Source organism: Brevundimonas subvibrioides ATCC 15264 (assembly GCF_000144605.1).
In the GTDB taxonomy this organism is placed as follows: Bacteria; Pseudomonadota; Alphaproteobacteria; order Caulobacterales; family Caulobacteraceae; genus Brevundimonas; species Brevundimonas subvibrioides.
The window spans coordinates 320,167-344,952 of the sequence record NC_014375.1; the positions used below are offsets into that span (position 1 = coordinate 320,167).

At 69.3% G+C, this 24,786-nt stretch carries 20 protein-coding genes; 5 read left to right on the top strand and 15 right to left on the bottom strand.

What is annotated here, in order from left to right; genetic code table 11:
• Positions 1 to 28: 28 nt before the first annotated feature.
• Together BRESU_RS01680 and BRESU_RS01685 are read right to left on the bottom strand one after the other, a co-directional pair.
• Positions 29 to 487 carry a MaoC family dehydratase gene (locus tag BRESU_RS01680; protein ID WP_013267754.1) on the bottom strand — a complete coding sequence of 153 codons (459 nt, stop codon included), beginning with the start codon at positions 485 to 487 and terminating at the stop codon, positions 29 to 31.
• On the bottom strand, positions 484 to 1,488 hold the full coding sequence (locus BRESU_RS01685; protein WP_013267755.1) for a threonine ammonia-lyase: 1,005 nt from the start codon (positions 1,486 to 1,488) through the stop codon (positions 484 to 486). Before BRESU_RS01685 ends, BRESU_RS01680 begins: the two co-directional genes overlap by 4 nt.
• A 44-nt stretch (positions 1,489 to 1,532) precedes the next feature.
• Here BRESU_RS01685 and glpK point away from each other — a divergent pair, with 44 nt between their 5' ends.
• Positions 1,533 to 3,026, top strand: a complete 1,494-nt coding sequence (glpK, locus tag BRESU_RS01690; RefSeq protein WP_013267756.1) for a glycerol kinase GlpK — start codon at positions 1,533 to 1,535, stop codon at positions 3,024 to 3,026.
• Positions 3,023 to 4,099, top strand: a complete 1,077-nt coding sequence (locus BRESU_RS01695) for a phosphotransferase family protein (protein WP_013267757.1) — start codon at positions 3,023 to 3,025, stop codon at positions 4,097 to 4,099. The genes glpK and BRESU_RS01695 overlap by 4 nt, the downstream gene beginning before the upstream one ends.
• A 370-nt stretch (positions 4,100 to 4,469) precedes the next feature.
• Here BRESU_RS01695 and rplT read toward each other — a convergent pair whose 3' ends face one another.
• The 3 genes from rplT to BRESU_RS01715 form a co-directional block, all read right to left on the bottom strand.
• Positions 4,470 to 4,823 (bottom strand): 50S ribosomal protein L20, encoded by a 354-nt coding sequence (gene rplT, locus BRESU_RS01705; RefSeq protein WP_013267758.1) that lies wholly within the window; start codon positions 4,821 to 4,823, stop codon positions 4,470 to 4,472.
• Positions 4,824 to 4,929: 106 nt separating this feature from the next.
• Positions 4,930 to 5,127: a 50S ribosomal protein L35 gene (rpmI, locus tag BRESU_RS01710; protein ID WP_003166435.1), complete on the bottom strand. Its 198-nt coding sequence runs from the start codon at positions 5,125 to 5,127 to the stop codon at positions 4,930 to 4,932.
• A gap of 158 nt (positions 5,128 to 5,285) precedes the next feature.
• A complete protein-coding gene (locus BRESU_RS01715; protein ID WP_013267759.1) occupies positions 5,286 to 6,533 on the bottom strand; it encodes an MFS transporter in 1,248 nt (415 codons plus the stop codon).
• A gap of 164 nt (positions 6,534 to 6,697) precedes the next feature.
• On the opposite strand from BRESU_RS01715, the gene BRESU_RS01720 reads away from it, so the two are divergent.
• On the top strand, positions 6,698 to 8,305 hold the full coding sequence (locus tag BRESU_RS01720; RefSeq protein ID WP_013267760.1) for an ATP-binding protein: 1,608 nt from the start codon (positions 6,698 to 6,700) through the stop codon (positions 8,303 to 8,305).
• A 41-nt stretch (positions 8,306 to 8,346) separates the two neighbouring features.
• Here BRESU_RS01720 and BRESU_RS01725 read toward each other — a convergent pair whose 3' ends face one another.
• The 3 genes from BRESU_RS01725 to BRESU_RS01735 all read right to left on the bottom strand — a co-directional run bounded on the left by BRESU_RS01725 (position 8,347) and on the right by BRESU_RS01735 (position 12,075).
• A complete protein-coding gene (locus tag BRESU_RS01725; RefSeq protein ID WP_013267761.1) occupies positions 8,347 to 10,338 on the bottom strand; it encodes an alpha/beta hydrolase family protein in 1,992 nt (663 codons plus the stop codon).
• A gap of 136 nt (positions 10,339 to 10,474) precedes the next feature.
• On the bottom strand, positions 10,475 to 10,996 hold the full coding sequence (gene infC, locus BRESU_RS01730) for a translation initiation factor IF-3 (RefSeq protein ID WP_041761204.1): 522 nt from the start codon (positions 10,994 to 10,996) through the stop codon (positions 10,475 to 10,477).
• Between the two features lie 128 nt (positions 10,997 to 11,124).
• Positions 11,125 to 12,075, bottom strand: coding sequence for a glycosyltransferase family 9 protein (locus BRESU_RS01735; RefSeq protein ID WP_013267763.1), 951 nt, complete (start codon positions 12,073 to 12,075; stop codon positions 11,125 to 11,127).
• Between the two features lie 41 nt (positions 12,076 to 12,116).
• Here BRESU_RS01735 and BRESU_RS01740 point away from each other — a divergent pair, with 41 nt between their 5' ends.
• Complete coding sequence (locus BRESU_RS01740; RefSeq protein ID WP_013267764.1) at positions 12,117 to 12,863, top strand: alpha/beta fold hydrolase; 747 nt, start codon at positions 12,117 to 12,119, stop codon at positions 12,861 to 12,863.
• On the opposite strand, the gene BRESU_RS01745 is transcribed toward BRESU_RS01740, so the two are convergent.
• From BRESU_RS01745 to BRESU_RS01765, 5 genes are all read right to left on the bottom strand, one after another.
• Complete coding sequence (locus BRESU_RS01745) at positions 12,860 to 13,417, bottom strand: NifU family protein (RefSeq protein WP_013267765.1); 558 nt, start codon at positions 13,415 to 13,417, stop codon at positions 12,860 to 12,862. The two genes, BRESU_RS01740 and BRESU_RS01745, sit on opposite strands and share 4 nt — an antisense overlap.
• Positions 13,418 to 13,506: 89 nt before the next feature.
• Positions 13,507 to 13,974, bottom strand: coding sequence for a universal stress protein (locus BRESU_RS01750; RefSeq protein WP_013267766.1), 468 nt, complete (start codon positions 13,972 to 13,974; stop codon positions 13,507 to 13,509).
• Positions 13,974 to 18,848, bottom strand: coding sequence for an NAD-glutamate dehydrogenase (locus BRESU_RS01755; RefSeq protein ID WP_013267767.1), 4,875 nt, complete (start codon positions 18,846 to 18,848; stop codon positions 13,974 to 13,976). The genes BRESU_RS01750 and BRESU_RS01755 overlap by 1 nt, the downstream gene beginning before the upstream one ends.
• Before the next feature lie 148 nt (positions 18,849 to 18,996).
• A complete protein-coding gene (locus BRESU_RS01760; RefSeq protein ID WP_013267768.1) occupies positions 18,997 to 19,830 on the bottom strand; it encodes an outer membrane protein in 834 nt (277 codons plus the stop codon).
• 310 nt (positions 19,831 to 20,140) lie between these two features.
• Complete coding sequence (locus tag BRESU_RS01765) at positions 20,141 to 21,283, bottom strand: AI-2E family transporter (RefSeq protein WP_013267769.1); 1,143 nt, start codon at positions 21,281 to 21,283, stop codon at positions 20,141 to 20,143.
• A gap of 96 nt (positions 21,284 to 21,379) precedes the next feature.
• On the opposite strand from BRESU_RS01765, the gene BRESU_RS01770 reads away from it, so the two are divergent.
• Entirely contained in the window at positions 21,380 to 22,909 is a 1,530-nt protein-coding gene (locus BRESU_RS01770) for a helicase HerA-like domain-containing protein (protein WP_013267770.1), read from the top strand.
• Positions 22,910 to 23,217: 308 nt separating this feature from the next.
• Here BRESU_RS01770 and BRESU_RS01775 read toward each other — a convergent pair whose 3' ends face one another.
• A complete protein-coding gene (locus BRESU_RS01775; RefSeq protein ID WP_013267771.1) occupies positions 23,218 to 23,631 on the bottom strand; it encodes a BLUF domain-containing protein in 414 nt (137 codons plus the stop codon).
• Between the two features lie 61 nt (positions 23,632 to 23,692).
• Positions 23,693 to 24,778: an MltA domain-containing protein gene (locus BRESU_RS01780; RefSeq protein WP_245528582.1), complete on the bottom strand. Its 1,086-nt coding sequence runs from the start codon at positions 24,776 to 24,778 to the stop codon at positions 23,693 to 23,695.
• Positions 24,779 to 24,786 lie beyond the last annotated feature (8 nt).

Below are 24,786 nucleotides of genomic sequence, written 5' to 3' on the forward strand. Positions count from 1 at the left end.
AGCATGCACACCCGGGCGTCCATGGCGATCAGCCCCCCGCGACCATCTGCATGCCCAGCCATTCGGCGATCAGGGCGGGCTTGTCGGCCCCCTCGATCTCGACGGTCAGCTCGTGCTTCAGAAGCCAGCGGCCGCCGCCCTTGTCCTCGGCGGAGAGGAGTTTGAACCGCCCTCGGACCTTCGATCCCGCCGGCACCGGGGCCAGGAACCTGAGCTTGTCGAAGCCGTAGTTGACCCCCATCACGACCCCCTCCAGCGGCTTGACCGCGTCATAGGACATGGCCGAGGCGAGGCTGAGGGTCAGGAACCCGTGCGCGATCGTCCCGCCGAAAGGCGTGGCCTTGGCGGCGACCGGGTCGATGTGGATGAACTGACGGTCCTCGGTGATCTCGGCGAAAGCATCGATCCGGGCCTGGTCGACGGTGATCCAGCGCGAGACGCCGATCTCCGTGCCGATCAGGGACTGCAGGTCGTAGGGTTTGGTCATGCGGAAACTCCCTGGGTGGCCGGGACGAACCGGCCTTCGATGATCTGGGCGAACAGGCCGGGGTCGATATTGCCGCCGGACAGGATGACGGCGGTGGTGCGGCCCGCGGTTTCGATCTTCCCGGCCAGCACGGCGGCGAGCGCTGCGGCCCCGCCCGGCTCCACCACCAGCTTCAGGGTCCGGAAGGCATAGGCGACGGCGTCGGCCGCCTCCGGATCGGAAATCGTCACCGCGCCGGACAGGACGCGCCGGTTGATCGGAAAGGTCAGGACGCCGGGGATCGGCGTCTGCAGCGCGTCGCAGATGGAGGGCGGGCCCTGGGGATGGCCGACCCGCTCGCCCGCGGCCAGAGAACGTGCCGTATCGTCGAAGGCCTCGGGTTCGACGGCCCAGCTGCGGGTGGTGGGGCTCCGCGCTTCCAGCACCAGATTGATCCCCGCCATCAACCCGCCCCCGGAGCAGCAGCAGATCAACTGGTCGACGGGACCGTCAGCCTGCTCCAGAAGCTCCAGCGCCGTCGTGCCCTGCCCCTCGATGACGTAGGGATCGTCGAACGGCGGGACCAGAACCGAGCCGCGCTCCCGGGCCACCTGGGCCCCGATCTCCTCGCGGCTCTCGGTCCAGCGGTCGTACAGCCGGACGTCGCCGCCGAAGGCCTTCACGCCCTCGATCTTGATGACGGGGCTGTCGGCCGGCATCACGATCACGGCCCGCGTGCCCATCAGCCGGGCCGCCGCGGCGACCCCCTGGGCGTGGTTGCCGGACGAAAAGGCGACGACGCCGGCGGCCAGCTCGTCCGCGCTGAACCGGCTGATCCGGTTGTAGGCCCCCCGGAACTTGAACGCCCCCGCCACCTGCAGGGTCTCGGCCTTCAGCAGGATGCGCCCGCCCATCCGTTCGTTCAGGGCCGGGCTTTCGATCAGGGGGGTGCGGACGGCCGCCGGAGCGATCTGGCGGGCGGCGTCGAGGACGCCTTCATAGGACGCGATGCGATCGGACATGACCCCACTTAACCCGATGACGATGCTGCGCGTAAGGTGGCCTCATGACGACCTGTATCCTCGCCATCGACCAGGGCACGACCTCCACCCGGGCCATCGCCTTCGAACTGCGCGAGGACGGAGGGCTCCATCCGGTCGCGGTCAGCCAGATCGAACTGGCCCAGCATTTTCCCAAATCCGGCTGGGTCGAGCATGACGCCGCCGAGATCTGGACCGCGACGCTGCAGACCTGCCGCGAGGTGATCCGCAAGACCGGAGGCGTGGGACGCTTTTCCGCCATCGGCATCACCAACCAGCGGGAAACCGCGGTCCTGTGGGACGCCGCGACCGGCGAACCCCTGCATCATGCGATCGTCTGGCAGGACCGCCGGACAGCCGACGTCTCGTCACGTCTGGCGGCCGAAGGGCACGAAGCCAGGGTTCAGGCCGCGACCGGCCTGATCCTCGACCCCTATTTCTCGGCCACCAAATTCGCCTGGCTGCTGGACGCCGTGCCCGGGGCGCGGGAGCGGGCGGCCCGGGGCGAGGTCCGTCTGGGCACGATCGATTCCTGGCTGATCTGGAACCTGACCGGCGGGGCCCGCCACGTCACCGACGCGACCAATGCATCCCGCACCTCGCTGATGGACCTGACCACCCTCCAGTGGCGCGACGACCTGTGCGACCTGTTCCAGGTTCCGAAAGCGGCCCTGCCCCGCATCCTCGGCTGTGCCGAGCCGATGGGCGAAAGCGACCCTGCCCTGTTCGGCCGCGCCCTGCCGATCACGGGCTCGGCCGGGGACCAGCAGGCGGCCCTCGTCGGCCATGGCGCGCTGAAGCCAGGCGACGCCAAGATCACCTATGGCACCGGGGCCTTCCTGGTCGCCAATGTGGGCGACACCCCCGTGGCCTCGTCCAGTCGCCTTCTGGGCACCCTGGGCTATTCGGTCGGCGGGGTCGTGGCCTATGCCCTGGAAGGCTCGATCTTCTCGGCCGGGTCGGCGATCCAGTGGCTGAGGGACGGCGTCGGGATGATCACCGACAGCCGCCATTCGGAGGCGGTGGCCCAGACCCTGCCCGACAACGGCGGCGTCTATCTGGTGCCCGGCTTCACCGGCCTGGGGGCGCCGTGGTGGGAGCCGGACGCGCGGGGCGCCGTCATCGGCCTGACCCGCGATTCGAAACCGGCCCACTTCGTGCGGGCGGCGCTGGAGGCCCTGGCCTATCAGACGCGCGATCTGCTCGACGCGCTCGAAACAGACGGGGCCCCGCCCCTGAAGGTGCTGAAGGTCGACGGCGGCGTCACCGCCAACGCCTTCGCCATGCAGTTCGTCGCCGACATCTGCGGCGTTCCGGTCGAACGCCCGGCTTTCCAGGAGATGACGGCCCTGGGCGCGGCGCGACTGGCGGCACTGGGAGCCGGACTCATCGACAGTCTGGAACCCCACAACGACGAGGCCCCGGCCGTCTGGACCCCGCGCATGGACGAGGCCGAACGCACGCGGCTGCTCGAGGGCTGGCGTCGCGCGGTGAAGGCCGCCATCATCGCCACCGCATGACAGACCTCGCTACAGACGCCCAGGCCGCCTTTTCCGGAACGCGGGAGGTCGATCCCCGATACCGCCTCGACGAGGCCGCGCTGGACCGCTGGATGGCGGCCCATGTCGAGGCCTATGCCGGGCCCCTGACGATCCGCCAGTTCAAGGGCGGACAGTCCAACCCGACCTATGAGCTGGTCACGCCCGGGGCGGCCTATGTGCTGCGCCGCAAGCCGCCGGGCGTCCTGCTGCCCAGCGCCCATGCGGTGGACCGCGAGTTCACCGTCATCTCGGCCCTGCATGCCCAAGGGTATCCCGTGGCCCGGCCCTATGCCCTGTGCACGGACGACGGCGTCATCGGCTCGATGTTCTACGTCATGGCCCGGGTCGAGGGGCGGGTGCTCTGGGACCTGAAGCTGCCGGGGATGGAGCCCGCCGAGCGCCGGGCCATCTTCGAGGCCCAGACCGACGCCCTGGCCGACCTGCACCGCTTCGATCCGGCCGCGATCGGCCTTTCGGACTATGGCAAGCCGGGCAACTATTTCGCGCGCCAGGTCGGGCGCTGGACCAAGCAGTACAAGGCCTCGGAGATCGATCCGATCCCGGAGATGGACCGGCTGATCGCCTTCCTGCCGGAGGGCCTGCCGCCGGAGGGCCCGGCCCGGATCGTTCACGGGGACTTCCGGCTCGACAACCTGATGATGGCCAACGACGGGCCGCAGGTGCGGGCGGTGCTGGACTGGGAGCTGTCGACCCTGGGCGACCCCATGGCGGACTTCTCCTATCTGCTGATCGGCTGGGTCCTGCCGCCGACGGTGCGGAACGGTCTGGCGGGGCTGGATCTGGAGGCTCTGGGGATCCCGACGGTCGCCGAGACGGTCGAACGCTATGCCGCCAGAAGCGGCCTGCAGGCCCCCGGCAATCTGGACTGGCTCATGGCCTACAACCTGTTCCGCCTGGCGGCGATCTGCCAGGGCATCGCCGGGCGCGTGCGCGACGGCACCGCCGCCTCCGCCCATGCCGTGGAGACGGCCCGTCAGGTGACGCCCCTGGCCCGGGCCGCGTGGAGCTTCGCCGAAAAAGCCGGGGCCTAGGCGGTTCGTCGACTGAGCTGGCGCGGCGGTTCAAAGGTTCATCACGGCGAGCACGGCGGGGTCACAGAGGACACGACGGGACCGAGCAGTGGTGGCGGTCGTCGCTCGCCCCTGGCGCCGAAACGAGACAAGGGGCGGCGTCGCCGCCGATCCTCTCTTCGCCGAGACGTCGCGCCCGAAGGAAGGGATCGGCGATGGCACCGCAGTCTTGATCCCGCCGTGTTCGCCGTGGTCCGTTGTGTTCGCTGTGATGAACCTCTCGCTGGACATCATGCGTTGACTGAAGTGCCGATTGCTCTGGCTGATGATCGACAAAGGCCCCCCGGCGCGAACCGGGGGGCCTTCGATCATTCCGGCGAACCGGACGTTCTTACTTCAGCGCGTCGCGCACCTTGGCGGCGATGTCCGAGAAGCCGGTGCCGTCCATGGCGATCGCGGCCAGGACCTTGCGGTCCAGCTCGATCCCGGCCTTGGACAGGCCGTGCATGAACTGCGAGTAGGTAAAGCCTTCCTGACGGGCGGCGGCGTTGATGCGCTGGATCCACAGGGCGCGGAAGTTGCGCTTGTTGATGCGGCGGTCGCGGTAGGCGTACTGGCCGGCGCGGTCGACGGCGGCCTTGGCCGTGCGGATGGTGTTCTTGCGGCGACCCGAAAAGCCCTTGGCCTGTTCGAGAACCTTCTTGTGTCTGGCGTGGGAAACTACGCCGCGTTTGACGCGAGCCATGGTGTGATCCTTCGGATGTCCCTATCGCCTCGCCCGCGGGGCTCGGCTGCTAGAGGGACGATGTTCAAATTCGATGCGGTGAAAAGCCTGGGTCCGTCCGTTCGCCTTAGGCGTACGGCATGTAGGACTTGATCTTCTTGGCGTCGGCGTCGGCCATGACCGAGGTGCCGCGGTTCTGGCGGATGTATTTGGAGTTGTGGCTGATCAAGCGGTGACGCTTGCCCGCAACGCCGGCCTTGACCTTGCCTGTCGCGGTGAATTTGAAGCGCTTCTTGGCGCCCGACTTCGTCTTCAATTTGGGCATTTCAGTTCCTTTTGGTGGGCTATCGTCCTTTGGACTACTTGAGCCCGAGGGGTGATCGCCGCTGGATTTAAGAACCGCCCAGGCATGCCTGTAAGCCCGGCGGTTCGTTACGCGAAGGCGCGGCTAGTAGCGGAAGTGCGGACACTGGGCAAGCGGAGTCACTCGGCCGCCGCCGGAACCGCCGCCTCGCGCGCCACGGCCCGCCCGGCGTTGAGCGCCATCAGGGCCGCGGGCACCATCAGGACGGCCCCCACCGCGAGGGGCCAGTCATGGCCGAGACTGGAGAACATGAAGCCGGCCACCACCGGACCGAAGATGCGGCCGGACGAACTGGCGGCCATGTTCAGCCCCAGCATCGCGCCCTGGCGGTCCGGCGGCGTGGCACGGGAGATCATCGCCGAGATGTTGGGCATGGTCATCGCCATCCCGAACGCACCGATCCCCATAGCCACGGGAACCGCCCAGGCCACGGGAGCCAGCATCTGGCCCACCAGGCCGCAGCCGAACAGGACGCAGCCCACCGCCAGCATCCGGCTTTCACCGAAGCGCCGCGACAGCCGGCCGGTGACCAGGGACTGGCAGATCACCGAGACGATCCCGACCGCCATGAAGGAGAACGCCACCTCGCGCGCGCCCCAGCCGAACCGCGCGCCGGTGAACAGGCCGAAGGTCGACTCCATCCCCGAGAAGCCGGCCATGTAGATCAGGGTGACCAGGATCACCCGCGACACGACCGGGTTGGCCGCCGCATCCCGGACACCGCCCAGGAACGGCGTGCGCGCCGGGGCGGGTCCGTCCCGGCGCACCAGGCTTTCCTTCAGCAGGAACAGAACGCCGAGCGCCGCCAGGGTGGCCAGCCCGCAGGCGGCGAAGATCGGCAACTGGTAACCCAGCCGCCCTAGGTCCTCGCGCACCAGAATGCCGCTCAGGCCGGGCCCCGCAATGAAGCCGGCTCCGAACGCCGCCCCGATCAGACCCATCCGCCCGGCCCGCTTCTCCGGCGGGGTGACGTCGGCGACATAGCCCTGGACCGTCGAGACATTGCCCGCGCCCAGGCCGGTGAACAGCCGGATGCCGATCGCCACCCAGATGTTCGGGGCGAAGGCCAGCATCAGATAGCCGACCGCATTGGCCGCGACGGTGATCAGCAGCACGGGCTTGCGGCCGATCCGGTCCGACAACCGGCCCCAGAACGGCTCGGCGAAGAACTGGCCCACCGAATAGGCGGAGAACATCAGCGCCACCTGCCACGGGGCGGCGTTCAGGCTGCTGCCGAAGAACGGCAGCAGGGGCACGACGAGGCCGAACCCGACCAGATTGATGAAGACGATGGCGAACAGGACGGCCAGGGCCCGCCGGTCGCTGTTGGGGGTCTCGGCGGAAACGGACGACGGCGTCTGGCTCATATCGCCTTCTAGCCGACCCGATACGCCACGGCGAGAGGGGCCCGCGACGCACCCGGACTTGCTCCGTCAGCGGACATAAAGCCTTGCAAACGCTGCAAAAGTTTCAAGAACGGCAAAGCCTGCGTTAAGGCCCCCTCGCTATGCCTCCCCCACCCGGAGGACGAATGGCGAAGATCGGCGATTTTGTGGACGCGGTCGAAGCGGTCTCGCCCGAGACCTTCGGTGCCGTCGTGTTCGACAGGTTCCAGAACGAGCCCAACACCCTGGCCATCGCCGTGGTCGATGCGGACGGTCGACCGCTGGGTTTGCTGGAACGCAATGCCTTCTGCCTGAAGATGGCGGCCGAGTTCGGTCGGGCCCTCTATGCGCGACGCCCGGTCTCGTCGCTGATGGATCCGCATCCGCCCCTGGCCGAGGCCGGGGCGTCGGCGGAGACCTTCTTCGACAGCGTCGATGCCGCCGAGCTGGGCAGCCTTTTGCGCGGGTTCATCGTCGTCCGCGACGGTCGATATCTCGGGGTCGGGGCGGGCATCCAGATCCTGCAGGCCGGGTCGGCCCTCTATCGTCAGAAGGCCGAGGACATGAGCGCCCTCGCCCGCAGCCTGGCGGCGGCGGAGGCCCAGGCCCAGGCCTCCAGCCGGGCCAAGTCCGAATTCCTGGCCGTCATGAGCCACGAGATCCGCACCCCGCTGAACGGTGTGCTGGGCGTGGCCGGCCTGCTCGACCGGAAGCTGCAGCAGGAAGAGCTGCGGCCCTATGTGCAGACCATCCTGGATTCCGGCCAGACGCTGCTGAGGCTGCTGACCGACGCGCTCGATATGTCGCGCGCGTCGGCGGGCATCCTGACGCTCGAACCCGCCCCCCTGCATATCGACACCCTCGTCAAAGACCTCGACGCCCTGTGGCGACCGAGGGCCGAGGAAAAGGGCCTGCGCCTGAGCGTCGTCAGCGACACGACCGGCCATGACTGGGTGGTGGGCGACGGCATGCGGATCAAGCAGCTGTTGAACAACCTGATCGGCAACGCGCTGAAGTTCACCGCCGAAGGCGAGGTGGTGGCCACCCTGACCTGCCGCCGGGAAGACGGGGCGGTCCGGATCGATGGCACGGTCGACGATTCCGGACCCGGCATTCCCGCCGCCAACGCCGCCACCATCTTCGAGCCGTTCAATACCGGTCAGGCCGGGCGGGAGGGAGCCGGCGCGGGCCTGGGCCTGGCGATCTGCCGCCAGATCGTCGAACGGATGGGCGGGTCCATCGGGGTGTCCCGGTCGCCCCGGGCCGGCGCGCGGTTCCACTTCTCCCTGTCGCTGCCGTCCTGCGGACCCGAGATGCGGGCCGCCGCCCACGCCATGGCGGAGCCGACGCCGCACGAGACGCTGCATGTGCTGGTCGCCGACGACAACGCCACCAACCGCTTCGTCGCGGCCCGTCTGCTGGAGATGTTCGGCTGCACCCACGAACTGGTCGAGGATGGTGCCCTGGCCCTGGAAGCGGCCCGGGCGCGGCCCTTCGACCTGATCCTGATGGATATCAAGATGCCGGTCATGGACGGCGTGGCCGCGACCCGCGCCATCCGCGCCCTGCCCGGTCCGGCCGGTCGCGTCCCGATCCTGGCCCTGACCGCGAATGCGGACGAGCGCGATGCCGCAGACTACAGCGCGGCCGGCATGAACGGCGTGGCCCAGAAGCCGATCCAGCCCGACGCCCTGCTGAACGCGATCCGCCTGGCGCTGGGTGCGGTGCCGGTCGCGGACACCCGGGCGGCCTGACCCGGCCGGGCCGGCCAGGCCGCAGCGCGGCGCGCCCTCTGTCAGTCCGCCGCGCGAACCGGATTGTTCGCCTCGAGGAAGCGAACCGTCTCTGCCAGCATCTGCTGGCGCGTCGCGGACCGCGACAGCCAGTGATCCTCGCCCGGCAACTCCACGAACTCGACGGGCCTGCCCGCCCGACGCAGGGCGTCGGCCATCACCCGGCTCTGTTCGATCGGGACCACCGTATCGTCCTTGCCGTGGATCAACAGAAGGGGGCTGTCGACCTCGGCCGCAAGGTGGGCCGGAGACAGGTCGTCCAGCGCCCGGTCGTTGAGCCGCGCCGCCCCCATGAACCGGTTCCAGTATCGGATCGTCTGGGTGTTGCTGCGCCCGTCCTGCCGCGCCTCCCGGTTGACCATGCGGCGCAGGTCCGACACGCCGTTGACGGAGACGCCGCAGCGATAGACGCCGGCGTCCAGGGTCAGTCCCGCCATGGCCGCGTAGCCGCCGTAGCTGGCGCCGACGATGCACACACGGGCGGGGTCGATGATCCCCTGGTCCGCGAGCCAGCGCACGCCGTCGGACAGGTCCGTCTGCATCTTGCGGCCCCATTCGCCGTAACCCGCCTCCAGAAAGGCGCGGCCATAGCCCGTCGATCCCCGGAAATTGGACTGCAGCACCGCATAGCCCCGCGACGCCAGGGCCTGGGCCCAGCAGTCGAAACCCGCCACGTCCCTGGCCGCCGGACCCCCGTGCGCGAGGACCACCAGAGGCAGACCGGAAGGTTCGGACACCCCCGGCGGCAGGGTCAGATACCCGGGAATGTCCAGCCCGTCCCGGGCGACGTACTGGACGGGCCGCACGACACCCACCTGTTCCGGCGCGATGGCGGGGTAGGCGTCCGCCAGTATGTCGGCGGTACCGCTTTCAAAATCGACCAGCTGGTACTGGCCCGCCTCACCCGTGTCGGTGAAGACGACCACCCGGGTCAGGGCGTCGCTCCACGACACCAGGCCAGGGGCCTTGTCCCTGAACGCCCGTTCGATGGACTGCCACCGTGCCGAGGTCGGGGGGTCGAGGAATTCGTACCGGACGCCGTCCTCACCGTTGCTGGCGCCGCCGACCAGCAGGCGGGTGCGGGGATGATGCACCAGGGAATCCGGGGTGTGGGTGAACGGCAGGCGGCTCCATTCGCCGCTGTCCACATTGACCTCGAACAGGGTGCCGGCGATTCCCGCCTCCGCATCTCCGGGCAAAAGATCTGGCCGATCTGCGCTCACGACGATGGTCCGGGCCGTGCGGCCCATACCGTGGAGCTCGGGGGAGTCCACCGGCGCGTCGACCGCCCAGACCTCGCGGTAGTTACGACCCTGCGGCAGGCGCAACGACCAGCGACCTGATCGCTCGTCATACCGCGACTGGGCGATGACCTCGCCTTCGGCGTCCAGCACATAGTCCTGGGTCGCGCTTTCCATATAGGCCACCGAACGGCCGCGCCCGGTCCTGAGATCGATACGGTGCAGGTTGATCTGGTTGTTGACGACGTTGACGCCGCGCACGAACAGGGCGTCGCCGTCGCTCGTGTTGCGGACCGAGGCGGGCCCGTAGAGAACCGCCAGCACATCCGGCGTGCGATCCAGCACCTGGACCACATTCCGTGTCTCCAGGTCGACCACCTGGCCGAAGAACAGCTCTGACCGGGACACGCCCAGCGAGGTGATGTCGAGCGTGCGCGAGGTGACCACCAGGATCCGCCCCTCGCCGATCCAGCGCAGGTCACGCACCTTGAGGACGCTGATGTCCTGGAGGAACAGGCTTTCACCGGTCGCGATGCGGGTCACCGCGAGGGCCCGCGTTTCGCCGGTCACCGTGATACCGGCGATCAGTTCGCCACTGGGCGAAACCTGCAGGAGTTCGATCGCGGGCGTCGCGCCATAGGCCTCAAGGGGAGCCGGCGCCGGGACCTGGCTCCAGGCCCGCGCGCCGGGATCTCCCAGGCAAAGCAGGCCGACGATCGCGACGGCGCACGCTTTCACGACTGACTTCAACACGATACCCGATCTCCCCAACCGGGTATTCTTTTCCACCGACCCGCGCCCCGGTTGCAAGGGGCGCGCGCGTGTCGCGACAAAAAGAAACCCCGGCCGTTTCCGGTCGGGGTTTCTCGAAGCCGTCGTTGCGCGACGGTTATTTGGGCGCGAGGATCATGATCATCTGGCGGCCTTCCATGCGGGGCGCATATTCGACCTTGGCGATCTCGTCGAAGTCGGCCTGGACCTTGTTCAGCAGCTTCATGCCCAGTTCGGGGTGGGCCATTTCACGACCGCGGAAGCGCAGCGTCACCTTGACCTTGTCACCCTCGTCGAAGAAGCGGTGCATGGCCTTGGCCTTCACCTCATAGTCGTGGATGTCGATGTTGGGACGCAGCTTGATTTCCTTGAGCTCGACGACCTTCTGGCGCTTGCGGGCCTCGGCTTTCTTCTTCTGCTCCTGGAAGCGGAACTTGCCGTAGTCGAGAATCTTGGCGACGGGCGGCTCCGACGTCGAGACGATCTGAACCAGATCCATGCCCGCCTCCTCGGCGGCCTCCAGCGCGGCGGAGGTCGGCATGACCCCCTGCTTCTCGCCGTTCTGATCGATCAGCAGAACGCGCGGGGCGCGGATGTCTTGGTTCATCGGCGGGCCGTCCTTGGTGGGCGGCTGGTTCATCGGACGGCGAATGAGCGTCGTTTCCTTGTGTTTCAGCAGAAGCAATGATGTCGCAGGGGACAGCGCACGGCATACCGCCGCGTTCCCTCACAAAGCCTATATGACCGCGAAACGCCCGTTCTTCAAGGCTAGACGGGGTCGGGGGCGCCGATCCAGCGGTCATGCAGCGCGATGACGGCCTCGAAGACACGCTGTGTCGTCAGGGCCTCGATCGGCGCGAACTCGCCACGCACGGGGTTGGAGGCGGCGATGGCGGTGCGCGGACCCCGCGGCCCGTACAGCCACCATTCGGTCGGCCCGAACAGACCGAGCGTCGGTTTGCCGGCCGCCGCCGCCACATGCATCAGGCCGGAATCGTTGCCGACGAACAGGGCGGCCCGGTCGATGGCGGCGGCCGAGCACAGGATGTCGCCCTTGCCCACGCAGTCGATCCCGCGTGGGCCGGCGGCCTCTAGCGCGGGGGTCGCGGGGGGGCGGTCGCCGGGGCCGCCCACGGGCATGAACCGCCAGCCGGCGAAGCGCGGCTCGGCCTTCAGCCTCTCGACCAGTTCGCCCCAGCGGTCGGCGGGCCAGCTCTTGCCCGGCTGATGGGCGATGGGGGCCAGGGCGATGATCGGGCCCGGCGCGGTGGCCAGCTGCGGGTCGATCACGGCGGCCGCCTCGGCCCGGGCCCGGTCGTCGATGAACAGTTCCGGCTCCAGCGGCCGGTCGGCCCCCATCAGGCGCGAGACCATCTCGACCTTGGGCAGGCCGGTCTCCCAGCGGCGGTTGTAGACCACCTGCCGATCCGCCCGGACCAGATAGGCCAGCGCCGAGCCGCGGATGTCGATCACCATCGCCCAGCGGGTGCCCACGACCTGTCGCCACAGGTCCAGCCAGTGTCCGGCGGCCTTCTTCTTGTCCAGCACGATGACCCGCTCGACCCCCGGGGCCGAACGGAAGAAGGGCGCGGGCGGGCGGCCGCAGGCGACGGTGATCTCGGCCCCCGGCACCTGGCGCGCGATCTCGCGGAGGATCCCCGACGAGATCACGCAGTCGCCGATGCGGTTGGAGGTGACGAACAGGACCTTCTTGCTCATGAAGGGGTCTTATCGTTCTCCGTCCCGCAGCGCGAGCCGCCATGATCCAGTCCCTGACCCGCCCCGACGGCGAAACCCTGGCCCTGAAACGGGTCGAGGGCGGCGGCCCGACCGTCCTCTGGATCGGCGGCTTCCGGTCCGACATGGAGGGCACCAAGGCGCTGGCCCTGGACGCCGCCGCGCGCGAACGCGGCTGGTCCTTCGTCCGCTATGATCATTTCGCCCACGGAGCGTCTTCCGGCGACTGGCGTCAGGCCACGATCGGAAGGTGGCGCGAGGATGCGATCGGCCTGATCGACGCCCTGGACGGTCCGGTCATTCCGGTCGGCTCGTCGATGGGCGGCTGGGTCGCCCTGCTGGCGGCCCTGGCTCGTCCGGAGCGGATGGCGGGTCTGGTGCTGGTCAATCCGGCCCAGGACTTCACCGAGCGGCTGATGTGGCCGTCCCTGCCCGATCACGTCCGCCAGACCATCCTGCGCGATGGCGAGGCGACCATCACCGAGCCCGGCCTCGGCGAATACGTGCTGACGCAGCGGATGTTCGAGGAGGCGCGGGACTGGCTGCTGCTGGATGCGCCCATCGCCATCCCGGCCCCGGTCCATGTCCTGCAGGGTCGCGCCGACGACACCGTGCCGTGGGCCCATGCCATGAGGCTGGCGGAGCGGCTGACCGGGGGCGACGTGCGACTGGACCTGATCGAGGGCGGCGACCACCGTCTGTCGACGCCGAGGGACCTCGAGCGCCTGATCGCGGCCGTGGAGGCGATGCGCGGGTCGAGCCCGGTCTAGATCACCTGCTCGACGCTGGTCACTTCGGGGACGTAGTGGCGCATCATCTGCTCCACGCCGGCCTTCAGCGTCATGGCCGAGGACGGGCAGCCCGCGCAGGCCCCCCGCATCCGCAGACGCAGAACGCCGCTTTCCTCGTCGAAGGCGTCGAACAGGATGTCGCCGCCGTCCTGGGCCACCGCCGGGCGGATCCGGCTGTCGAGCAGGGATTTGATCTCGGCCACGATCTCGGAGTCGTCTTCCGCGTGATCGACCGCATCGGCCCCCTCGCGCATCAGGGGCTGGCCCGAGACGAAATGGTCCATGATCACCGACAGGATCTCGGGTTTCATCTCGCTCCAGTCACGCCCGTGCTCGGCGCGGGTGACGGAGATGTGGTCGCCGCCGAAGAAGACGCCGCTGACGTCCTCCAGCTGGAACAGGGCCTCGGCCAGGGGCGAGGCCGTCGCCTGGTCGATGCTCAGGAACTCGCGCGATCCGCCCGGGGCCACATCGCGGCCCGGCAGGAACTTCAGCGCATTGGGGTTCGGGGTCGGCTCGGTCTGGATGAACATGACCGAGAAATGCGCCCGCCGCCCCAAGCATTCAAGGCCCCGCGCTCAAGCAGCGAGCGCCCGCGGCGCGAGCGATAGCGCCCTTGGCGTTACGCCAGGTCCTCGATCTCGGCGTCGGTCAGTTCGCCCGGCACGATCGTCACCGGCAGCTTGCGCCCGCCGAACGCCGCGCCCTGTTTCAGCACGGCGGACACCAGGGGCCCCGGCCCCCGCGCGCCGGACCCCGACGCCAGCACCAGGATCTTGATCTCCGGGTCCTCGCCGCAGACCTTGCGGATCGCGGCCTGGGGTTCGCCCTCCTCGATCAGGAAGATCGGCGCGGCCCCGGACCGGGTCTGCGCCTCGTCGCCCAGACGCGTCAGCAGGGCCTCGGCCTCGGCCCGCTGCTCGCGCTGGATCTGCTCGCGCACCCCCGCCCACTGCTCGTCCGAGCCGCCGGGAATGATCCGCAGCAGGGCGACCCGGCCGCCGGTCGATTTCGCCCGCCGGGCGGCGTAGCGCAGGGCCGCCTCGAACTCGGGGCTGTCGTCGACGACGACCAGGAACTTCCGGGGCATCAGGCCGAGCCCGCGACGCTGCGGATCTGACCGTTGGCGATGGTCAGCTTGGCGAAGGTCCAGCCGGTGCCCGAGGCCTCGATCTCGTCCACGGCGGCGCGGACGCCCTCGACCATCGACTGGCGCGGTCCGATCCAGGCGTCGACGGCGGCCTCGGCCGTCGCCTCGCTGTCGCCGACGGCGGGATCGGACGCCTTGGCGACCGCCCGGGTCAGGGTGACCTGTTCGGCCATCAGGTCCTCGATCAGCCTGCGCACGGCCAGCCGGTCGAAATGGTCGCCCGAGGGCACGGCCCCGGCTGCGGCGCGCAGGCGATCGAAGTCGAACGCGGCGCCGACCTGGTGGTACAGGCGCGCCATCCGGGGGGCCGACCAGCCCGTTTCCCCGGCCAGATCGCCGATGTCCGCCGTCGCCACCAGGGGCCGGAGCATGGAGACGGTCTGGGCCAGGTCCTCGCCCACCCCCATGTCGGCGAAGCGTTTCAGGCGCGCCGCCAGACGGCCCTGCTCGAAGCGGGACAGCACGTCGCCCCCCGCTGCGCGCAGCGCATCCGCCGCCGGACGATAGGCCTCGATCAGACCCTGCACCGTCGCGCCGGCCCGGGCCCCGCGCCGCGCCAGCCAGAACGTCTGGCGGCGCAGGACGGTCGTGATTTCCAGATACAGCGCCGTCTGGGTCTCGGCGGGCACCTTGAGGTCCAGTGCACTGACCGCGTCCCAGGCCTCATCCAGCCGGAACACCCGCCGCGCGGCCTCGAAGGCGATGACCAGGGCCGTCGTGTCGCACCCCGCCGCGCCCCGCAGGCGATCGGGGAAGGTCGGGCCCGTCATGTTCACGATCTCGTTGCACAGGACCGTGGCCACGATCTCGCGCCGCAGCCGGTGACCCTTCATCTGGTCCTCGAACCGGGCGAGGGGCTGGGGGAAGTAGCGGACCAGGGTTTCCTCGAAGAACGGGTCTTCCGGGGCCCTCGACGCCACGATGTCCTCGGCCAGTTCCAGCTTGGAATAGGCCATCAGCACGGCCAGCTCCGGCCGGGTCAGGGCCAGACCGGCCGTCTTCATCTCGCCGATGCGGACATCGCCGGGCAGACCCTCGACCTTGCGGTCCAGCTTCCCGCGGGCCGTCAGGGCCTGCATGAACCGCTGCTGGCTGTCGAGCGCGCCGGGGCCTTCGGCCTGCTGCAGGGTCAGGGCCAGGGTCTGGTCGTAGTTGTGGGCCAGCACCTTGTGGCCGACCTCCTCGGTCATCGAGGCCAGCAGCGGAACGCGCTCCTCCAGCGGCAGGACGCCGTTGGTGACCGCCGATCCGATCAGGATCTTGATGTTGACCTCGTGGTCGGAGGTGTCGACGCCGGCGGAATTGTCGATGGCGTCGGTGTTGATCCGGCCGCCGCCGGCGGCAAAGGCGATCCGTCCCGCCTGGGTGAAGCCGAGGTTGGCCCCCTCGCCCACCACCTTGACCCGCAGTTCGTCGGCATTGATGCGCAGGGCGTCGGTGCCCTTGTCGCCGACCTGGGCGTCGGTCTCGAGCGCCGACTTCACATAGGTGCCGATGCCGCCGAGATAGAGCAGTTCGGCCGGGGCCTTCAGGATGGCGCGGATCAGGCTGACGGGGTCCAGGGCCTCGTCGGTGATGTCCAGGGCCGCCCGGATCTCGGGCGTCAGCTGGATCGACTTGGCCGAACGCGAGAAGACGCCGCCGCCGCTCGAGATCAGCGACGCATCGTAGTCCTGCCAGGACGACCGCGGCAGGGCGAACAGGCGGTTGCGCTCCTCCCAGGACGTCGCGGGATCGGGCGTCGGATCGATGAAGATGTCGCGGTGATCAAAGGCGGCGACCAGTTTCGAGGCCTTCGACAGCAACAGGCCGTTGCCGAACACATCGCCCGACATGTCGCCGACGCCGACGACGGTGAAGGGCTCGGTCTGGATGTCCTTGCCGATCTCGCGGAAGTGGCGCTTGACCGCCTCCCAGGCGCCGCGGGCGGTGATGCCCATGGCCTTGTGGTCGTAGCCCACCGACCCGCCCGAGGCGAAGGCGTCGTCCAGCCAGAAGCCGTAGTCGGCCGACACGCCGTTGGCGATGTCGCTGAACGTCGCCGTGCCCTTGTCGGCGGCCACGACCAGATAGGGGTCGTCGCCCTCGAAGGCGACGACATGGGACGGATGGACCACCCGGCCGTCGGCGCCGATGTTGTCGGTGATGTCGAGCAGGCCGGACAGGAAGGTCCTGTAGGCGCGGATGGCCTCGGCCTGCTGGGCGTCGCGGTCGCCGCCGGCGCGGACGATGGCGGACAGATGTTTCGGGAAGAACCCGCCCTTGGAGCCCACCGGCACGATGACGGCGTTCTTGACCTGCTGGGCCTTCACCAGACCCAGCACCTCGGTGCGGAAGTCGTCGCGGCGATCGGACCAGCGCAGACCGCCCCGGGCCACGGGACCGAACCGCAGGTGGACGCCCTCGATGTGCGGGGCCCAGACGAAGATCTCGCGGTAGGGCTTGGGCAACGGCAGGTCGTCCAGCTCGCGCGAGGCGATCTTGATCGAGATATGCGGCTTGAACCCGCCGTCGGCCGCGACCTGGTAGTAGTTGGTCCGCTTGATCGCCCCGACCAGAGCGGCCATCCGGCGCAGCGCCCGGTCGTGATCCAGCGACGTCACCTCCATCAGCAGGGCGGTGATCTTGTCGTTCAGCTCCGCCACCTGGGCGGCGCGGTCGTCGGCCGACCCGCCATGAGCCGGATCGAACTTGCAGGCGAACAGGCTCAGCAGGGCCCGCGCGATGGCGGGATAGTCCCGCAGCGCCTCTTCCTGCACCGCCTGGGAGGGATCGAGCCCGGTCTGCTGGCGATAGCGGGCGAGGGTGCGGATCAGGGCGGCTTCGCGCCATTCGACGCCCAGTTCCAGCACCAGCCGGTTGAAGCCGTCGCTCTCGGTCAGGCCGTTCCAGACGGCCGAGAAGGCCGTCTCGAACGGCCCCTTGACGTCGGCGAAAGCGATGGCGGCGCCGCGCGGGTCTTCCAGCAGGAACTCGTGGACATGGATCTCTTCGGCGTCGACCGGACGGATCGCGTGTCCGAACTCCTCCAGCGTCTTCAGGCCCATGTCGGCCAGGACCGGCAGGACATCGGACAGGGGCACCGCCGCGCCGCGACGGTAGAGCTTGAACCGGAACTGCAGCGGCGTATCGCCGGCCGACCGGAACGCCCGGACCGCCACGGGCTCGCCCGTGCCCACGGTGCCGGAGGCGTTCAGCCGATCGATCTCCTGAAGATCGGCCACGGCCTCGACCGCGTCGTAGCGATCGCGATAGCCGGCGCCGAAGGCGTCCGACCATTTCAGGCTCAGCGCCCCGATCTGGCTGTCATCGACGTCGGCGGCGCGCAGGGCGGTCTCGAACCGGTCGACCCAGCTGCGGCCCGCCTCGGCGATCTCGGCTTCGAGCGCCCTGGCGTCGGGCGTCGGATGCGCGCCCGGCGTCACCCCGATGATGTAGTGGATGCGCACCAGCGGTGCGTCGGACAGCTGCGGATACCAGGCCGACAGCCGGCCACCCCAGGCCCGGGCCAGAATGCGGCCGATACGCTCGCGCACCGCCGCCTCGAACCGCTCGCGCGGCACGAAGGCCAGCACCGACACGAACCGGTCGAACGGATCCAGCCGGGTGAAGGTCTTGATCCGGGGCCGGTCGTACAGATGCAGGATGCCCAGGGCCGAGGTCAGCAGTTCGTCCTCGGTGATCTGGAAGAGCTCGTCGCGCGGATAGTTCTCCAGGATGTTCCTGAGCCGCTTCTCGTTGTGGCTGCCGGGTACCTTGGCCGCGCGGGTCAGGGCGTTCAGCACCTTGCGGCGGATCAGCGGGACGTCCGAGGCCGTGCGATCATAGGCTTCGGCGGTGAACAGGCCGACGAACCGGGTCTCGCCCGACGGCCGCCCGTCGTCGCCGTACCGCTTGACGCCGACGTAATCCATATAGGCGCGGCGGTGGACCCGGCTGCGCAGATTGGCCTTGGCCACGGTGACGGGCTCGGACAGATCCATCTGCTGTTTCATCTGCGCGGTCAGCACGGCCGGTTCGGAGGTGCGACGCAGCACGGTCCGTTCCGGATCGCGCAGCACGCCGACGCCGGCCGAGGCCTGATCGAGCGGCGCCTCGGCCGCATAGCCCCCGTCGGCGGTGCGCGGATAGTCGTAGTCGCGGGCCCCCAGGAAGACGAAATGGTCGTCGTTGAGCCAGCGCAGGAAGGCCAGGTTCTCCGCCACCACCTCGGGATCGATCTGGCCCGGGCACGCCTCCAGATGCGCGATCGAGCGCGCCATCAGTTCGCTCATGGGCTGGAAGTCGCCGACGGCCGCGTGAACGTCGGCCAGAGCCTGTTCGACCTGCGCCTTCAGCGTGTCGCGCCGTTCGGGCGGGAGCGGATCGATGACGATCACGATCAGGGATTCGCGGGCCTCGCCCCGTTCGGCCCCGGGGCCGCGCGACAGGACCGGATGGAACAGGGCCCGCACCGAGACGCCCGCATCGGCCAGTTCGCCCATCACGCTGTCGACCAGGAACGGCCGGTCGTCCTGGGCGATCCACAGGGTGTCATAGGGGCTCTGGATGTTCCGGAGGGGCTGGACCAGAATTCGCGGCGCCTCGCCCGCCGTCCGCTGCTCGGCCCAGCGCCAGGCGTCGGCCAGCAGCGCCGCCATGGCGGCGACGTCCAGTTCCGGCGTCTCGTCCTGCGCATAGTCTTCCGCGGCCTGGTCGATGAACGACTGTTCCAGGTCGGCGAGCGCGCCGCCCGCCCTCAGGCTCTTCGCGAACGCGGACCTCAGCGCCTCCGCGATCGGGGAGGGGACGGAAGTGCGCAGTTCGCCGGACATGGGCAGGGTCTCGTTCAGCGCGGCTCTGATGGCCGCCAGGTGCTAGGTTCGGGAATAGGCCCGCCCGCGTCCGGCGGGAAGCCCAGAAAGCGAAACGCCGGACCCTCTTGCGAGGGCCCGGCGCCGATCGACGGTCTTTTGGGCGGGCCTAGAACCGGTAGTTCATGCCGATGCGGACGGCATGCAGGCCGAACCGTCCGTTGGACCGCTGGATGTCCGTGCCCGTCGTGTTCGGGGCCAGGACGAACGGGTTGGTGGCAATGGCGATGCCGCGGCCGACCCGGACGTTGAAGTCCGACGCTTCCAGCGAGGTGTAGATGTATTCGCCGGTCACGCTCAGATGGGGCGCGAGGGCGTATTCGATGCCGCCGCCCGCCTGATAGCCGTCCGCCTGGTCGTCGTCGGTCGTGGCCGTGAAGGTGTTCTGGCCGTTGGACGAGTAGAAGCGGTTCGTCATCTCGCCCGTCGCCACGCCGCCGGTCGCATAGACCAGGGCCGGACCGTAGGCGTAGCCGACGCGGGCCCGCAGGGCTGCGAGGTTGTTCAGGTTGCGCTCGGACACATAGTAGGCGGGCGTGGTCGAGTAGGACGTCACGCTGTCCTCGGCGTCGACGCCGGAATACTCGCCGACGGCACCGACGACGAAGTTTCCGAACTGGAAGTCGTAGCCGATGCGACCACCGCCCTCGACGCCGTTGGAGTCTTCATCGCAGCCGTTGGACGGCAGATCGCCCTTGGCGCTGCCGCCGCACGATCCGGGGCTGAAGGCGTCGGCGCCCGCCAACGTGGTGACGGTGTCGCCGAAATTGCCGTCCAGATTGCGGTCGAAGCGCAGGCGCTCGTCGTCCTGGTCGTTGGTCTTGGTGCCCGAGCCGTAGACGCCGACATAGAGCCCGCTCCAGTCCTGGGACTGGGCCATGGCCGGCGCGCCGACCGCGGCCAGCATCAGTGCGCCCGCCGAAACCGTGAGTGTCTTGATCATCAATCTGTATCCCTGAGCTGTTGTGCGCCGCGGGGGGCGGCACGGCCCTTCCGCCGGGGCTAACGGCAGGGACGTCCCCCCGTTCCGCGCAGATGCAGGTCGTGGGGACCGCGGGACACATGTGTCGTTTTCATGCATCAGGCCAGAAAGCGAAAAGGCCGCCGGACGGGGGTCCGACGGCCTCAGCTGGAACCCGCGCAGGAGGGGGAGGGGCGCAGGTTCGAAGTCATCGCGGCCGGGAGGGGGAGGGGAGGCCGCGACGCCTGGATGGGAGATGGGAACCCCCGTCCGACCTGCAAGGGCCATCCGGTCAGGGTTCGCCGGTCCCCGGGCGCGGCGGTTTGACGCGGGCCGGACGTTTGGCCGGCGCATGGTGGCTGCGTGCCTCGTCTTCGGCATAGGGCTTGCCGTCGCCGCTGAGCAGGACAGCGATCCACATCGACCCCCTGAACTCGGCCAGGATGGCCATGGCCATGACGGCCAATGGCGTGGACAGGAACATGCCGACCACGCCCCACATCTTGCCCCACAGCGCGAGGGCCAGAAGGACGGCGACCGGATCGATGTTCTGGTTCTCGCCCTGCATGCGCGGCTGGATCATGTTGCCGACGACGAACAGGATGACCTGCAGGCCGACCAGCAGGATCAGCGCCGGCCAGTAGGTCGGGAACTGCACCAGGGCGAACAGCGGCGGCGCCAGGCCCGCGACGGCCCCGCCCAGCACCGGAATGAAGCCGACCACGAAGATCACGAAGGTCCAGAACTCGGCGTGCTCCAGCCCGACGACCCGCATCAGGATCCAGGCCGCAGCACAGATGATGGCCCCCGTCACGGTCTGGACCCAGAGATAGCCCTCGACGCCGCCCCGCACGCGCTGGAACACCTCCAGCGCCTCGTTGCGCTGCTCCCGCTCGGGGAACATGGCGATGATCTTCCGGCGGAAGCCCACCTGGGAGGCGAGCAGGAAGCCGAGATAGACCAGGACGAAGAAGGATCCGGAGGCCACGCCCTGGGCCTGGCCCGCCAGTCCGATCAGATATCCGCGCAGGTCGATGCTGCCGATCAGCTCCTGCGCCGTCGGAGGGGTCGTCACCCCGAACAGCTTCGCGCCGTCGGCGATGATCGCGTCGATGCGCGGTCCGATGCCGCTGGAAACGCCCGACGCATCGCTGAAGAAGCCCGCCGCGCCGTTGACGATGAAGGCGATGGCGCCGACGAACGCGACGGTGACCAGCAGCAGCGCCGCAATCCCTGCCCAGTGGTCCGGAAGGCTGGTCCGGTCCTCGATGAAGCGCTTCACCCCGTCGATCATGATCATCAGGAAGATGGCCATGGCCAGGGGCGTCAGGATGTCCCGAAGCCAGTAGAGCGCCGCCCCCACGGCCACGACCGCCAGGGTCACCAGGGCGTTTCGGGCGACGGTGTTGGTCGGGACGGTGATGGGCAGTTTCATGGCCGGACTCTCGGGGTGGCCGCAACAGCGGTCAAGCCGATCCCTCTCCCCGAGCGCGTCTTAAGCTGTATTGTGACGATAAAACCGGAGTTTCGAATGACCGACGCCGCCGCTTCCGCCCTCGGCCAGACCAGGGGACTGTTCCTGGGTCAGTCCGCCGACAACGGCGTGGCGCGGGCCGAGCATCTGCTGTGGAGCCGGGCCAACCGGCATGGCGTCATCGCCGGGGCGACCGGCACCGGCAAGACCGTGACCCTGCAGATCATGGCGCAGGGCTTTTCCGAGATGGGCGTGCCGGTCTTCTGCGCCGACGTGAAGGGCGACCTGTCCGGGATCAGCCAGATCGGCGCCCCGAACGAGAAACTGGTCGCGCGGGCGACCGGCATGGGCCTGACCCTTCAGCCGAAGGCGGCCCCGACGGTCTTCTGGGACCTGTACGGCCAGAAGGGTCACCCGGTCCGCGCCACCGTGTCCGAGATCGGGCCCCTGCTGATGGCCCGGATGCTGGACCTGAACGACGTCCAGGAGGGCGTGCTGACCGTGGCCTTCCACGTCGCCGACAAGGAAGGGCTGCTGCTGCTCGACCTCGACGATCTGAGGTCCATGCTGGTCTATGTCGCCGAGAACGCGGCCCGGATCGGGCGCGAGGTCGGCAATGTGGCCCCCGCCTCGATCGCCTCGATCCAGCGTGCCCTGCTGCAGCTGGAACAGGACGGCGGCGGCGCCTTCTTCGGCGAGCCGGCCCTGCGGCTGACCGACATGATGAAGACCGGCGTCGACGGACGCGGCCAGGTCAATGTGCTGGACTCGACCCGGCTGATGAACAGCCCGCGCCTGTACGGGGCCTTCCTGCTCTGGCTGATCTCGGAATTGTTCGAGCAGCTGCCCGAGGTCGGCGATCCGGAGAAGCCCCGTCTGGTCTTCTTCTTCGACGAGGCGCACCTGCTGTTCAAGGACGCGCCCAAGCCGCTGCTGGAAAAGGTCGAACAGGTCGTCCGCCTGATCCGGTCCAAGGGCGTCGGCATCTATTTCATCACCCAGAACCCGGCCGACATCCCCGACAGCGTCCTGGCCCAGCTGGGCAACCGCATCCAGCATGCCCTGCGGGCCTATACGCCCGCCGACCAGCGCGGGCTCAGGGCGGCCTCGGAGAGTTTCCGCGTCAATCCGGCCTTCGACACAAAGGAGGCGATCCAGGCGCTCGGTACCGGCGAGGCGCTCGTGTCCGTGCTGGACGAGAAGGGGGCCCCGACGATCGTCCAGCGCACCCTGATCCGTCCGCCGGACAGCCGTCTGGGGCCCGCCACCGACCCGGAACGCGCCGCGGTCATGGCCTCAAGCCCGGTCAAGGGCATCTATGACACGGTGATCGATCGCGAATCCGCCGAGGAAGTCCTGGCCGCCCGCCATGCGGCCGAAACCGCTGCTGAAGAGCCGGCGCCCAGGGCGGCCCCCAGGGGCCGGGCCGCGCCCGCGCCTCGCGCCGCTCCCGCCCCCAAGGCTCCGCGTCGGTCGAACCGCCAGACCCCGCTTGAAGCCCTCACGAAATCGGTCCTCCGCACCGCCGGGTCCACTCTGACGCGCGAACTGCTGCGGGGCGTGCTGGGTGGATTGAAGCGTCGATGAGGCCAGGGCTGGCCGACATCCGGACGACGGCAGACCATGGCGACAATCTAGGAATATAATCCTTCCTGCGCCTTGCGATCACAATGTTCGTCGCCATCTCCGCCAAGGGTCTTTGACAGAGCGAACCGGCGGGCCGCTGAAGGGTCAGCCGAGATTTCGCATAATCTGGCAGGGTTCCGATTTGCTCGGTCTCTAACCCGTTGATCTCACGAGATGTGCTGACGGGTCTGGCACGGCTGGCACGCGGTTTTTCGTGGCACCCTGCAAGCAGGAATACCGCGACTCCCCCGGCGGAAACGTCCGCTGGCCTAGATCACCGAGCCCAGCCGGGCGCTGGCCAGGTCGATGAGGACGCCGGTGACCTGGGCTCCGGAGCCGGTCTGGGTCAGGAGCTTGGAATGGTGGGGCGACAGGGCGCGGGTATCGACCATCGCCATGGCCCAACCGAGGAACAGCTGGGCCTGGACCGGCCAGCGCGCCAGGACCCGGACGTTGCGATGACGCTCGTCCGTCTCGATGGTTTCCATCAGGGCGGTCAGGGCATCGGGGTCGCCTTCCAGCACCTGCACGAAGACACCGCCCTGAAGCGCCAGGGCACCCGTCAGGCGACGTTTCGCGTTGTTGCGAACCGAGGTGGAGACGATGCGCGAGACGTCCACGGGACCGTCGGTCAGGGCGACCGCATCGCTTCGATAGACGATGCGCTCGATAGGGGATGTCATGCGACTGGGAGACCGTGGCGGGCAATCCGCCCGTCCCTCTAGGCGCTTTGGGGCGAAATCCCTAACGCGGAACCAGACGCCACATCCGCAGGGGATGGCGCACCACGCCGGCCTCGGCCCCGGCCGCCTCGCCACGACCGACGTAGAGATCGGCGCGGACCGGGCCGCGAATGGCCGACCCCGTGTCCAGGGCCATGACCAGACCCTGATAGCCATGACGGGCCCCGACCAGATTGCCCGCATCGGCGGAAATCCACACGAGGTCCCCATAGGTCCAGCTGGCCGGATCGACCGCGATCGACCGTCGGGCCGGCAGGGGCACGCCCGCCGCGCCCGCCGGATCGCCCCCGTCGTCCGGGTCCAGGGAGAAGAAGATGTAGCGCGGGTTCAGGGCCGTGACCGCCCGCGCCTCCGGCCCGCGGTGGGCGGCCAGCCAGGCCCGGATGGCGTCGCCCGACGTCCCGTTGGCGGGCAGCAGGCCACGATCCGCCATCGGCCGGGCAATCCCGATGAAGGGACGGCCGTTGTCGGCGGCATAGGCGGCGCGGGCCGTGGCGCCGTCCTCGAAGGTCAGATAGCCGGACCCCTGGATCTGCAGGAAGAACAGGTCCTCGGCCCGCATCCAGGCGAGGGGCGGCGAAGGTGGCGGTCCGGCCTCGATCTCCGCGCGCTCGGCCAGGACCTGTCCCCGCGTCCAGCCTTCGGGCCGCGCCAGCACCGGCGTATCGAAGGTGGCGTCAGGCGTGCGTCGCGCTGAATACTCCGGCGCGAAATAGGCGGTCATCAGGCCGGATCGGCCATCCGCCGTCGCGGCCGCCACCACGCCGAAGCCGCGTTCGAAGAAGGCGCGCGCGGCCGAGGGCGTGACCGGCCGGGACGTTCGCCGGATCTGCTGGGCCTCCTCGCAGCGCACGGCGGCCTTCCGCTCGCGTGCGACACGGCAGGTGTCGGCATAGGCCTGGAACGCGGCAAGATGATCCTCGTCGGCCCAGCCCGCGAGCGTCTGGGGACCCGGCAGGCCGGGTCCGGGAGACGACGGCGGCGAGGCGGGGGTCGGCTGCGACGGGGCAGGGACAGGACCCGCTTCACCGGGCGGCGCCGGGGTCCCGGGCGCTGAGGTCGCGCACCCGGCCAGGAGCAGGAGCACGGCCGCCA

What these genes read in the sequence shown, in the direction of transcription:
- glpK (WP_013267756.1), top strand. Translation starts at nt 1,533, where the DNA reads ATGACGACCTGTATCCTCGCCATCGACCAGGGCACGACCTCCACCCGG.
- BRESU_RS01680 (WP_013267754.1), bottom strand. Translation starts at nt 487, where the DNA reads ATGACCAAACCCTACGACCTGCAGTCCCTGATCGGCACGGAGATCGGC.
- BRESU_RS01720 (WP_013267760.1), top strand. Translation starts at nt 6,698, where the DNA reads ATGGCGAAGATCGGCGATTTTGTGGACGCGGTCGAAGCGGTCTCGCCC.
- BRESU_RS01755 (WP_013267767.1), bottom strand. Translation starts at nt 18,848, where the DNA reads ATGTCCGGCGAACTGCGCACTTCCGTCCCCTCCCCGATCGCGGAGGCG.
- infC (WP_041761204.1), bottom strand. Translation starts at nt 10,996, where the DNA reads ATGAACCAGCCGCCCACCAAGGACGGCCCGCCGATGAACCAAGACATC.
- BRESU_RS01765 (WP_013267769.1), bottom strand. Translation starts at nt 21,283, where the DNA reads ATGAAACTGCCCATCACCGTCCCGACCAACACCGTCGCCCGAAACGCC.
- BRESU_RS01740 (WP_013267764.1), top strand. Translation starts at nt 12,117, where the DNA reads ATGATCCAGTCCCTGACCCGCCCCGACGGCGAAACCCTGGCCCTGAAA.
- rpmI (WP_003166435.1), bottom strand. Translation starts at nt 5,127, where the DNA reads ATGCCCAAATTGAAGACGAAGTCGGGCGCCAAGAAGCGCTTCAAATTC.
- BRESU_RS01775 (WP_013267771.1), bottom strand. Translation starts at nt 23,631, where the DNA reads ATGACATCCCCTATCGAGCGCATCGTCTATCGAAGCGATGCGGTCGCC.
- BRESU_RS01685 (WP_013267755.1), bottom strand. Translation starts at nt 1,488, where the DNA reads ATGTCCGATCGCATCGCGTCCTATGAAGGCGTCCTCGACGCCGCCCGC.
- BRESU_RS01745 (WP_013267765.1), bottom strand. Translation starts at nt 13,417, where the DNA reads ATGTTCATCCAGACCGAGCCGACCCCGAACCCCAATGCGCTGAAGTTC.
- BRESU_RS01695 (WP_013267757.1), top strand. Translation starts at nt 3,023, where the DNA reads ATGACAGACCTCGCTACAGACGCCCAGGCCGCCTTTTCCGGAACGCGG.
- BRESU_RS01715 (WP_013267759.1), bottom strand. Translation starts at nt 6,533, where the DNA reads ATGAGCCAGACGCCGTCGTCCGTTTCCGCCGAGACCCCCAACAGCGAC.
- BRESU_RS01760 (WP_013267768.1), bottom strand. Translation starts at nt 19,830, where the DNA reads ATGATCAAGACACTCACGGTTTCGGCGGGCGCACTGATGCTGGCCGCG.
- BRESU_RS01735 (WP_013267763.1), bottom strand. Translation starts at nt 12,075, where the DNA reads ATGAGCAAGAAGGTCCTGTTCGTCACCTCCAACCGCATCGGCGACTGC.
- BRESU_RS01750 (WP_013267766.1), bottom strand. Translation starts at nt 13,974, where the DNA reads ATGCCCCGGAAGTTCCTGGTCGTCGTCGACGACAGCCCCGAGTTCGAG.
- rplT (WP_013267758.1), bottom strand. Translation starts at nt 4,823, where the DNA reads ATGGCTCGCGTCAAACGCGGCGTAGTTTCCCACGCCAGACACAAGAAG.
- BRESU_RS01770 (WP_013267770.1), top strand. Translation starts at nt 21,380, where the DNA reads ATGACCGACGCCGCCGCTTCCGCCCTCGGCCAGACCAGGGGACTGTTC.